We start from the raw sequence: 12,207 nt of genomic DNA, 5'->3' as shown, positions 1-12,207 counted from the left end.
TTATCTTCTTCCTCCACGAGAACCTCCGCCTCCTGTACTACTTCCACGAGAACCTCCTCCCATGCTTCCGCTACTCATACTACTTCCTCTACTTGGTGAAGGAGTAGAATATGAAGGTCGAGAATTATTCATACTACCTCTATCGTAACTTCTGCTAGGTTGTTGGTATTGTTGTGCTTCTCTCGTTGGTCTTGTGTTGTAAGTAGGCTGTTGTGTTTGTATTGGTCTTACTTCACGAGTAGGACGAGTATTAATATCCCCTTGATTAACAGAAGGTCTCACTTCTCTTGTATGGCGAGTATTATTTTGAATATTATTTATAGTTGGTCTTACTTCGCGAGTAGGACGAGTATTAATATCTCCTTGATTAACAGAAGGTCTCACTTCTCTTGTAGGGCGAGTATTATTTTGAATATCATTTATAGTTGGTCTTACTTCGCGAGTAGGACGAGTATTAACATTTCCTTGATTAATAGAAGGTCTCACATCTCTAGTTGGGCGAGTTGTTGAATTTTCAATTGTATTTAATCTAGAAGGTCGAATATTATTAGATAATCCATTTCTGTTATTAAAACTTCCAACTGGACGAGTAGAATTAATACTATTATTTAATCCTCCATTATATCTGTTACCTGGTTGAGTATAAATACCTCTTGGACGGTAGTATCCATATCCATAATAACCCGGATATCCGTAACCCCAACCGTTATTCCAACCATAATATCCACCATAGTAAGGTCTGTTCCAACCCCAACCATAATATCCATTATACCACGGATCATTCCATCCCCAACCGAATGAAACTCCAAAGCCGTTTCCGTACCATCCTCCATACCAAGGATTATAGTATCCCCAACGATATGGATTATAGAAACCTCCCCATCCGTAACTGTACCAAGGATTATTATTCCAGATATTAATTTCTACACCATCATTACGTCCCCAATCATAATTGTTAGATCCGTTGTAAGAAAGTGTGTAATTATTGTTACCAAAATAATTATAACCTCCTAAACCATATCCATTAATTTTAACTTTGGTTGAAGTTTTCTCAGCCGAATTATTTTGAGTAGTATCTGTATCGTCTTGGTAGTAAAATTGTTCAGCACCATTTCCTTCAGCATCGAAGTATGGACTTCCTATTTTTATTTCACCAGAGTTATCTTGTTCTTCTTGCTCGTTATTATATTGTGGTTGAGCTTGTTGATACGTTTTATCTGTTTTTGGGTTATAGTAAACCCCATCGCTTTCGTAACCACTTGGTTGATAAGTCGAACAAGATGAAATTCCTAATGTAGCTACAATAATTAATGTAGTTATAGAAATTTTATTAGAAATTTTATAAACTTTGTTCATAATTATAAATTTACATCGTTTGTAATAATTAGATTTGCATAAATTTAAAGGCAATATTTATGCCAAGTAAAGATACGAAACTTATCAACAAATATAAAAGATTATGGCAAAATTAACAACTCGTGCTGAGGATTATTCTAAGTGGTACAATGAACTAGTTGTAAAAGCGAATCTAGCTGAAAACTCGAAGGTTAGAGGTAGTATGGTGATTAAACCATATGGATATGCTATCTGGGAAAAACTGCAAGCAGAATTAGACAAAAGATTCAAAGAAACTGGTCATCAAAATGCTTATTTCCCCTTATTTGTTCCTAAAAGTTTATTTGAAGCTGAAGAAAAAAATGCAGAAGGTTTTGCAAAAGAATGTGCTGTAGTTACACATTACCGATTAAAAAATGATCCTAATAATAAAGGAAAGTTAATTGTAGATCCTGAAGCGAAATTAGAAGAAGAATTAATTGTTCGTCCAACTTCTGAAGCAATTATTTGGAGTACCTATAAAAACTGGATACAATCTTACCGCGATTTACCAATTTTAATTAATCAATGGGCAAATGTAGTTCGTTGGGAAATGCGTACACGTTTGTTTTTAAGAACTGCAGAGTTTTTATGGCAAGAAGGACATACAGCGCATGAGACAAAAGAAGAAGCAATTGCAGAAGCACAACAAATGCAAGAAGTTTATGCTGATGTTGTAGAAAATTTTATGGCAATTCCAGTTGTAAAAGGAAGAAAGTCAGATTCTGAGCGTTTTGCTGGAGCAGATGATACCTATACAATTGAAGCGTTGATGCAAGATGGAAAAGCTTTACAAGCGGGAACTTCTCACTTTTTAGGGCAGAATTTTGCAAAAGCTTTTGATGTTAAATTCGCTAGTAAAGAAGGAAAACAAGAATATGTTTGGGCAACTTCATGGGGAGTTTCTACACGTTTAATGGGAGCATTAATAATGACACATTCTGATGATTTAGGATTAGTTTTACCTCCAAAATTAGCGCCAATTCAAGTTGTTGTTGTACCTATTTATAAAACAGAGGAACAATTAGAAGAAATTCGTCAAGTGGTGGATAAATTTTCATCTGAATTGAAAGCGAAAGGAATTTCAATCAAATTTGATGATGATGATAAAACAAAACCAGGTTGGAAATTTGCTGAATATGAATTGAAAGGTGTTCCTGTGCGAATTGCAATTGGACCAAAAGATTTAGAAAAAGGTCATGTTGAGGTTGCTCGTCGAGATACGTTAGAAAAACAATTTATTACGTTAGATAATGTATCAACAGAGGTTGAAAAGTTGTTAGAAGATATTCAAACAAACTTATTCGATCGTGCTTTGAGTTATCGTGATGAACATATCACAGAAGCTTCTGATTTTGAGGAATTCAAAAATATAATTGAAAATAAAGGAGGATTTGTTTCTGCTCTATGGGACGGTACAGAAGAAACGGAAGAGGCAGTGAAAAATGAAACAAAAGCTACAATTCGTTGTATTCCTTTAGCATTCGAAACACCAACAGAGGGAGTAGATGTTTTCTCGGGAAAACCTGCAAAATACAGAGTTTTATACGCAAAAGCATATTAAAAATAAAGTATATCAAATAAAAAAGGAGCTATTTTATAGCTCCTTTTTTATTTTGGTCTTTGTATTAAGTAATTATTTAAAACGTAATTACTATTACTATTACTATAGTAGGGAAACTATTTTTTTAGATTTCTCTTTTACGATAAACCGTAATTTTTTGAAAAATAATTGATGGATCTTTGTAAGATAAAGGTCTAGATGAATATTGGGTTTTTATTAAATATCAATCATTTACAAAAAAAAAGTAGTATATTCGATTACTAATTAACACTAATATATATGAGAAAAACTTTACTCTCAGTTTTCTCCCTATTTTCTATGCTTACAATTTCTGCACAGCAGGATGTTTTGTGGGAAAAAACATTTGGAGGCGAACAAGCAGAATATCTCTATCATGCAATACCGACACTTGATTATGGTTTTTTAATTTTAGGAAGTTCTGCTTCTGATGCAACAGGTGATATTCAAAAGAAAAATCAAGGAGGTTTAGACTATTTCATCTGGAAGATGGATGAAAATGGAAATCAAGAATGGCAAAATTCTTTTGGAGGAGATGGGGACGATTTATTGAAATCAGCAATAACAACTCCCGAGGGAGGCTTTCTGTTAGTAGGTTCTTCCAATTCTTCAAAATCTGGTGATAAAACCGAAAAAGCTATTGGAATGATGGATGTTTGGATGATAAAATTAGATCCAACAGGAACTATTCAATGGCAAAAAACAATTGGAGGTTTAGGCAATGATGAGGCTTTAACGGTAATTAGAACGACTGATAAAGGTTATTTAATTGGTGTAAATTCTGATTCTCCCAAATCAAACATAAAATCACAAGACAACTTTGGTTCCAATGATTTTTGGATCATTAAATTAGATGAAAAAGGAACTGTTTTATGGGAAAAAACAATTGGTGGAGAGCAAGAAGAAGCCTTAAAAACAATAGTTGAAACAAAGAATGGTTATTTAATTGGAGGTATTTCAAATTCCAAAAAAGGTGAATTAAAATCTCAAGATAGTCATTATTTAAGTAGTGTTTGGCTTGTTGAATTAAATAAAGAAGGAGAAATTATTCAGGAAAAAACACTTGAAAATGATCAACAATCTAATTTAGTTTCGTTGAATTCTACTGATAGTAAAATAATTTTAGCTGTTAATTATCCAGCAAAAAACGAATTAAAACTAGTTGAATTAGATGAAAATCTTTCATTTTCGAATGAAAAGTCGAAAGAATTTAAATCTTCTGTTCAAATTAATTCTGTTTTACCACTCGAGAATGATTATCTAATCACTGCAAATACGATCGATTATAAACATAAAAGTACTACGAATCAGAATGAATTGGAGAGTAAATACTTGGCTTTTTATTTTGACAATCGTTTCGAAGAAAGCTGGAAAAAGGAGATCGGAAAAAATGAAAGTTTTAGCTATTTAGAAAAAGTGATTCCAATGCGTGATGGTTCGTATTTATTGTTAGGAAATTCTACTAACGGTAGCACAGCAAAAGGACAAGACGATTTTTACTTGGTAAAACTAGGCGATAAATCTTCTACAGAAAAACGTACCTATATCGAAGCTTATCCAAATCCTACACGCGATTTTGTGAATGTTTTAATTAACAAAGAGTTTGAAAAAGCGGTTATTGAAGTCTACAATTTAACAGGTCAACATTTGCAAACTAAAGAGGTGAAATACCGTTCAACACCTATTTTGTTGAGTAATTATCCTGCTGGAGTTTACATCCTAAAAATCAACTATGACAACCAAACAGAATCTATTAAAATTATTAAAAAGTAATGAAACATTTTTATTTTATATATTTATTATTTATTACTAAAATTTTGGCACAAGATGTTAGTCTTAAATTTCCGACTACTCCTGAAATTCAAAAATTTAGTACTAATATAGATTATCCTATTGATTTAAATACTGGAGGTATCTCTTATAGTGTACCGTTACTTTCTTTACCATTGGGAAATAATGATATCAAATTAAATCTAAATTATTCTTCTCGTGGAGTAAAAGTTGGAGATATATCAAACGAATTTGGACATGATTGGTCTTTAAGTATCCCAAAAATATCAAGAGAAGTAAGAGGTATTCCAGATGAATTTACATTTGGATATTTGCATCCAACTAAAGGGTTTAGTGTTTATGATATGTATAATAAAACTAAGAATGGAATTACTTTCATTGCAAACCCTTCAGGAGTGAAAACTTTAGAACAAGAAATTTATTTTAAAGCATATAATAAAGAATATGATTTACAAGCTGATAAATTTTATTTTGATATAAATGGAAAAGCAGGATATTTTATGTTTAAAGAAGGAACTAAAGATATTATATTATATCCTTTCAATGATCTTAAAATTATCCCGAATTTACCTCACTCAATATTAATTATAGATACTGACGGAACTGAATATCATTTTGGTGGACAGGACAATTCAGCTAATGAAATATATAATAATGATGGTTTTGTTTCCTCTTGGAATTTAACCCAAATAAAGAAAAACAATAAGACGATTGATTTTAGTTATTTGAATAGCCTTAATCTCTATAAAACTTTTGTGAATGAACAATACTTATTATACAAATCTATACATTCAATACAAGGAAAAAATGATGTTATTTATACTGTAAATAGAGTTAATAAACCTTTTATCAGTAAAATAGCAACGACTAACCTAACCATTGATTTTAATTATTCAACTAGCAACCACGTAACTGGAGGAAGAAAAATCGATCAAATAGCTATAAATAAAGGAAAAGACACTTTAATCTATACGTTTGAATTTAAAAATTATTTTGCAGAAATTTTCAATGATCCTACTTCTAAAACTGAAAGAATATTCTTAAATAAAATAAAGAGAGTAACCGATAAGATAGAAGATTTTTATTCCTTTGATTACATTAATCCTGAAGGATTACCAAGTAGACTATCTCCTAAAATAGATTTATGGGGATATTTTAATAACCAAAATTATAATACAAGGATACCATCTTATAGAGTTGGATTAAATAAAATTCAGAAAGGAGACCGATTTGTCAATGAACAATATTTAAAATATGGGATATTAGAAAAAATTACGTTACCTGAAAAAGGTGTTGTTAAAATTAATACAGAACCTAATACAGTTGATAAAAGAATGTTCAATACTTTTTCTCTTGGATTATATAACCATTATTTAGATATTGATGAACCTGATGATAAAATAACTGAAGAATTAACCAGAATAATCACTTCTCCTTTTACTGGTCCTGACATAGACGACAATCAATCTTATCCTACGTTTTATGAAGAAACATTTGAATTAATAGAAAAATCACTAGTTGATATTACTTTAGTAAAAGAATTCATAGGTCCAGATTGTATTTCGGTTAATACTTCCTGTCCAAGTGTTCATCTGAGAGGAAACAATAAATTTATCATTTTACAAGAGAGTGATAATAACAAAACTATAGAATTAGATGCTGGAACTTATTTACTAAAAGTTAGTAATCTAAGTCAATTTTTAAATGACAGAAAAAATATCATAGTTCGGCTGTCTAAACTAATTGATAATCCTTCCAAAATAAATAAAAATGCAAATGGACTAAGGATAAACAGTATAGAGCATTATGATGAAAATAAATTAGTGTTAAGAAAGGAGTATGATTATAATACTAGTAATAATATATCTTCAGGAGAGTTAATTTCAATATCTCCATTGATTTCATTTTTTTCAGATACAGGTTTTAATTATGAAAATTATTTTTCATATGAAGATGCTTATATTATTTTAAATTCAAATTTTCAACCTTTTTTAGATTCAAATACAACAAATAAGATATTATATTCTGAAGTTACAGAAAAAATAATTGATGTGCTCCAAAATAAAGTTTTAAGGACTAAAAATACTTATTACAAAGCGTTAGAGAGTTATTCTTTTAAAAATGAGTCTGATATAAAGCTTGCTCTTCCTTCTATTTACAATAGTAATTTTTTAGATATAAGAGAAGTTTATCACTATGTACCTATTTGGAGACAAGGATTATTAAAATCTCAAGAATTTTACAAAAATAATAATAAAATAAAAGAGACTAATTTTTTGTACCATCAGTCGCTAAATCATGATAAGTATAAATATACTCTTAGTACTAGTCAAATGTATGGTCCAATGTCATTTATGTATAACAAAGATTATAGTGAACAACAATATTTATCAAGAATGATAACAGATGAATATTTTGATAATGGAACTTCTATTACCACAGAAACAAACTACAATTACGATAGTCCAAATCATTTACAACTAACTAAACAATCTACCAAAAATAGCAAAGGCGAAACCCTAACGACCGAATACCAATATCCACCAGATTGGGCAGGTAATGCAATTGCAGATAAATTAACGGCACATAACAGAATTTCGGAACCATTAACAATTGTTCAAAAGCTGAATGAAAATACAGTTATATCTGCTGTTTACAACGAGTATAAAGAATTCAATGGAGCTAATGGTATTATAGAAAAATCAGGAGTATTCCAGAAAAAAGGAAGTAGTCAATTTGTAGAAGCTGACCGCAAAATCACTTACAACAGTTACGATGCAAAAGGTAATTTACTGCAATATACCTTAGAAAATGGAATTCCCGTTTCTATTATTTGGGGATATGGAGGTCAATATCCAGTAGCTAAGATTGAAGGATCTACGTTTGCTAATGCTACAAGCAAATTAGCAAATTATCTAACTAAAATACAAAGTGGAACTTTGACTGTAGCAGAACAATCGACTATTCGAGCATTAATTCCTGACGCAATGCTTACTTCTTATACGTACAAACCATTAATTGGCGTAACAAGTATTACAGGACCAAATGGACAAACAGAATATTATAATTACGATTCATCCAATCGTTTGCAGTCAATTGTAAATGAGAAAAATGAAGTGATTAAAACGTTTGAATACAATTACAAACAACCTTAAACCTAACATACTTATGCAACACTTTTATGAAAAAATAATACTAAGTTTTCTTGCAATGTTAGGAATTAACGTTGTGGGACAAGCGCAAACAAAGACTGAAAATTACATTTTAACGAAAGAATTATTAGAAGCAACGACAGATACCACAAAAGCTAATACATCAGCAAAACAACACATCAATAAAATCACTTATTTTGATGGCTTAGGACGAGAAAAACTAAGTATTGTAAGCCCTAAAGCAGGTCTATCTATGGCGGGTTTTAGCAATGTAGGAATGGAGTTTATTAACCCTAGTTTGGCAACAAAAGTAACTTATGATGGATTTGGTCGTGTTGATCGGGAATATTTGCCAGGAGTTGTAGGAGATCTTTCGTATACCGAAGCAGTTACGTATACAGACTATCCAGAAGCTCAGGTATATAGCCAAAAAAAGTACGAAAATTCACCATTGAATAGAGTTCTAAAACAAGGTGCTCCAGGAGCTACGTGGGATGTCAATACGAATCGAGCGATAAGTTTTGATTACCAAACTAATTCTGGAGACAATGTACTGATGTTTGGGATTAATCAAGCCTTGACCAATTCAGGTAACAATATTTCGTTAACGATAACAGGTACTTATCAGAATGGAATGTTGTATAAAACCACGACGACAGACGAAAATGGGCAGCCTATTATTGAGTTTAAAGACAAAGAAGGGCGAGTAATTTTGAAAAGAATTCAAACAGGCGGCAAAGAATTCAACACCTATTATGTGTACGATATTTATGGGAATTTAGCCTGCGTTTTACCACCAAAGTTGATGGAATTAGTTAACAATGGCACGAATGTTTTGAATTATATTTCTTTGTTAAAAGAATTGGCTTATCAATACCGTTACGATGATAAAAACAGATTAGTTGAGAAAAAACTCCCTGGAAAAGGTTGGGAATATATGCTTTACGATAAACAAGATCGTTTGGTTGGAGTACAGGATGAGAACATGCGCAATGAAAATTATTGGGTATTCACTAAATACGACAAATTTGGACGAGTAGCTATAACAGGAAAAACATGGGAAGCTGAAGGTCGAACAAGAGATCAGATTCAAGCAGGAATAAATGATCATTTAGGCAATAATAATGTCAGTAGAGATGCAACTGGCTACAAACAAGACAACATCATAATTTACTATAACGAAGCAGGTTTTGGTTATAACAATCATGTATTAACGGTTAATTATTACGATGATTATCCGATGACACAAGAAGGAGTTTCGCTTGCAGGAAATGCTTTAGGACAAAGCATTGCGACAGGAGGTCAATTGAAAGGTTTACCAACATTAACTGTAATGCGTAGTTTGGGTACTTGGGAAAATAATGGATGGAATTTTGAGTATAATTACACATTTTATGATAATAAATATTTACGTCCAATAAAAACTCATAAAATTAATTATTTAGGCGGTTCTACAATTGTTGAAAGTGAATTAGACTTTAGAGGAAAAGCCAAACAAGTTGTCACGACGCATAAGCGTTTAAAAACAGATGCACCTCTAAAAGTAACAGAAGTTTTTTCTTATGATAAATTTGAACGATTAACCAAACATACGCATCAGATAAACAGTGGTAAAGTAGAAGTTTTGACACAAAATAATTATAATAATATTGGTCAATTAACCTCTAAAAAAGTAGGAAATACGACGACTTCACCTTATCAAACGGTTGATTATAACTACAACATCAGAGGTTGGTTAACGCAAATAAATGATATTACAAATTTAGGAACAGACCTTTTTGCTTATAAAATAAATTATAACACAAAAGATTACACCAAAGCAAGTAATAATACGCAAGAATTATTCAACGGAAATATTTCACAAACGTTTTGGTTGACGCAAGAAAATTCGTTTTTACGTTCGTATGATTACAAATATGATGGTTTAAATCGTTTAACCAATGCGAATTATTCTAACCTAGCTAAAGATTTTGCAGGAACTTACGACGAACAATTAAGTTATGACCACAATGGAAACATTAAAACCCTAAAGCGATATGGACAAACCGAGCAAGCCACACCTCGTTTGATAGATGATTTAGTTTATGATTATGAAAATACCGATAAAAGTAACAAATTACAGAAGGTAACCGATTCATCTACAACTTTAGGTTTTAACGATGGAAACAAAACAGGCAACGATTATGCGTATGACGTTAACGGAAATTTAACCAAAGATTTAAATAAAGGAATTACAGATAGTTTAACCTATAATCATTTAAATTTACCTATCTTAGTTAGAAAAGGAACTCAAAGCATAGAGTATGCGTATGATGCAAGTGGAGTTAAGCTCAGAAAAATAGTAAAAGCACAAGTAGGAGTAAATGTCGGATTAACGACAACAATTACCGAATATTTAGATGGTTTTCAGTACAAAGATGGAGTGTTACAGTTTTTTCCGACAACAGAAGGCTATGTAAATGCGATAACAGCAGGAACAGTGGCGTATAACTATGTGTACAATTTGACAGATCATTTGGGAAATGTGCGCGTAAGTTATGCGTGGGATGATGTCAACAATAGATTAAAAACCGTAAACGAAGATCATTATTATCCGTTTGGCTTACAACACAAAGGATACAACAAACCACCTAAAGATATTACAGGAGGAATTGGAGAAGTAGAAATAGGAATTGGTTTAGGAACAAGTTCAGGTTCTGCAAATTATAAATACCGTTACAATGGTAAAGAACTGCAAGATGAATTAAACCTAAATCTGTACGACTACGGTGCACGTAATTATGACCCTGCTATTGGACGTTGGTTCAACATCGACCCACTGGCAGAAAAATATACTCACTTATCACCATATAATTATGCCGCCAATAATCCTGTTATTTTTATTGACCCTAATGGTATGGAAATAATTAATGGAGAAACAGCAAATAAAGAAAGACTTGAGAAATTATATAAGTATAAACAAAATAATTTTTCTGAAAAATATGGTAATAATAAAGAAATGAAGAAAAAAGATTTTTCTTCTAAATCTGAATGGAACCAATACAAAAAAGACAAAAACTCTTTAGAAAGAACAACAAAGGATTTAAGTAATTCTATAAAAAATGAATCATTAATACAAGAAGCTATTAATGATTTTGCTTCAATTGATCCTGAAAATTTTGATAAGGCTAATAATTTAACTTTCATTGATGGGAATGGGAATGAAAAAAGTATTGATATTAAAATAATTGCAGGGGAAGCGTCTACCTTTGGAGGAGCTGTTACAAATATGCAAATGCGGACAAATGCAGATGGAACTTTTAATACTATTTCATCAATAACTACTACATTAGATTTTGGAGATATTAGACCAAAATCACATGTTCTTGCTCATGAACTTGGACATGCTTATGGGAATAGTAAAGCCCCTTCAAATGCTTTGAATATGGGGGCTACTCATAACTGTCAAGATCCTGCAAATAGAAATACATTTCAATCAAAAACTGCTATGGATTGGCAAGAGAGATATAACAATAATAAAAAACAGTATCCTGTTCCTCAAGCTAATTATTTTTTAATGAATAAACCGTGGTTGTTTTTTAGATAAAATTTACTCTTATGAAAATACTCAAAATAACGATTATTATCTTTTTAACATTCCAAACTTATATGTTTTCGCAGAATAAGAATAATAATCTCTCTTCAGATAAAAAATTTCTTTTAAATCTAATAACCGATGATGTGATAAAGTTTGTAGATGAAAAGAATGAAGATGTTTTTAAATTCAATTATTTAAATTTAGTAGACATTAAATTTGACTCTATAGGAGCTTTCCCTCCTTTATATAACATCAGTCTATATAAATTTAACACAAAAAAAAATAAAATTAGTATAAGTTCTAATGACATTAAAATAGTATATAACTCATCTTCTTGTGATGATTACTTCATTGCAGTAGACGAGTTTAACAAAATTTATAGGTTAAAAGGATTTAGTTCCAATGATTTTTTATTTATGCTTAATGATATACAAAAAAACACATATAAAAGATACAAAATAATAGACATTATTAAGAGTTTTGAGGAACTTACTAATGAAATTGAATTTAAGTGTATTTATAAATCTTTAATAAATTTTGATTTAAATCAAGATTGTCTTAAATCATGTTCAGTGGGTAAACCTTCTCATTTATCAAGGTAGGGTAGTGTATCAGAAGTGTTGTTATTTCATAATACATTTATTACAAATAAGTTAACAATAATACAAAAGGCAAACGTATGTTTGCCTTTCGTTATTTTATCAGTTTTAGTAAGTCCTTTATTTCTTTAT

6 protein-coding genes are annotated in these 12,207 nt (G+C 31.0%); 5 read left to right on the top strand and 1 reads right to left on the bottom strand.

Annotation, left to right across the window (positions count from 1 at the left end; genetic code table 11):
- A complete protein-coding gene (locus tag E4J94_RS01345) occupies positions 1-1,356 on the bottom strand; it encodes a hypothetical protein (protein ID WP_135834099.1) in 1,356 nt (451 codons plus the stop codon).
- A gap of 103 nt (positions 1,357-1,459) precedes the next feature.
- Between E4J94_RS01345 and proS the strand changes: the two genes are divergently transcribed.
- The 5 genes from proS to E4J94_RS01320 all read left to right on the top strand — a co-directional run bounded on the left by proS (position 1,460) and on the right by E4J94_RS01320 (position 12,078).
- Positions 1,460-2,938, top strand: a complete 1,479-nt coding sequence (gene proS / locus E4J94_RS01340) for a proline--tRNA ligase (protein ID WP_135834098.1) — start codon at positions 1,460-1,462, stop codon at positions 2,936-2,938.
- 279 nt (positions 2,939-3,217) lie between these two features.
- Positions 3,218-4,729 carry a T9SS type A sorting domain-containing protein gene (locus E4J94_RS01335; RefSeq protein WP_246034226.1) on the top strand — a complete coding sequence of 504 codons (1,512 nt, stop codon included), beginning with the start codon at positions 3,218-3,220 and terminating at the stop codon, positions 4,727-4,729.
- Positions 4,729-7,902: a hypothetical protein gene (locus E4J94_RS01330; RefSeq protein ID WP_135834097.1), complete on the top strand. Its 3,174-nt coding sequence runs from the start codon at positions 4,729-4,731 to the stop codon at positions 7,900-7,902. Before E4J94_RS01335 ends, E4J94_RS01330 begins: the two co-directional genes overlap by 1 nt.
- Positions 7,903-7,915: 13 nt before the next feature.
- Positions 7,916-11,485: a DUF6443 domain-containing protein gene (locus tag E4J94_RS01325; protein WP_135834096.1), complete on the top strand. Its 3,570-nt coding sequence runs from the start codon at positions 7,916-7,918 to the stop codon at positions 11,483-11,485.
- An 11-nt stretch (positions 11,486-11,496) separates the two neighbouring features.
- On the top strand, positions 11,497-12,078 hold the full coding sequence (locus E4J94_RS01320) for a hypothetical protein (RefSeq protein ID WP_135834095.1): 582 nt from the start codon (positions 11,497-11,499) through the stop codon (positions 12,076-12,078).
- Positions 12,079-12,207 lie beyond the last annotated feature (129 nt).

This window comes from Empedobacter tilapiae, assembly GCF_004785645.1.
GTDB lineage: Bacteria > Bacteroidota > Bacteroidia > Flavobacteriales > Weeksellaceae > Empedobacter > Empedobacter tilapiae.
Note: the sequence above shows the minus strand (reverse complement) of the source record. Positions and strands in the feature narration are given on the sequence as shown.

What these genes read in the sequence shown, in the direction of transcription:
- E4J94_RS01345 (WP_135834099.1), bottom strand. Translation starts at nt 1,356, where the DNA reads ATGAACAAAGTTTATAAAATTTCTAATAAAATTTCTATAACTACATTA.
- proS (WP_135834098.1), top strand. Translation starts at nt 1,460, where the DNA reads ATGGCAAAATTAACAACTCGTGCTGAGGATTATTCTAAGTGGTACAAT.
- E4J94_RS01335 (WP_246034226.1), top strand. Translation starts at nt 3,218, where the DNA reads ATGAGAAAAACTTTACTCTCAGTTTTCTCCCTATTTTCTATGCTTACA.
- E4J94_RS01330 (WP_135834097.1), top strand. Translation starts at nt 4,729, where the DNA reads ATGAAACATTTTTATTTTATATATTTATTATTTATTACTAAAATTTTG.
- E4J94_RS01325 (WP_135834096.1), top strand. Translation starts at nt 7,916, where the DNA reads ATGCAACACTTTTATGAAAAAATAATACTAAGTTTTCTTGCAATGTTA.
- E4J94_RS01320 (WP_135834095.1), top strand. Translation starts at nt 11,497, where the DNA reads ATGAAAATACTCAAAATAACGATTATTATCTTTTTAACATTCCAAACT.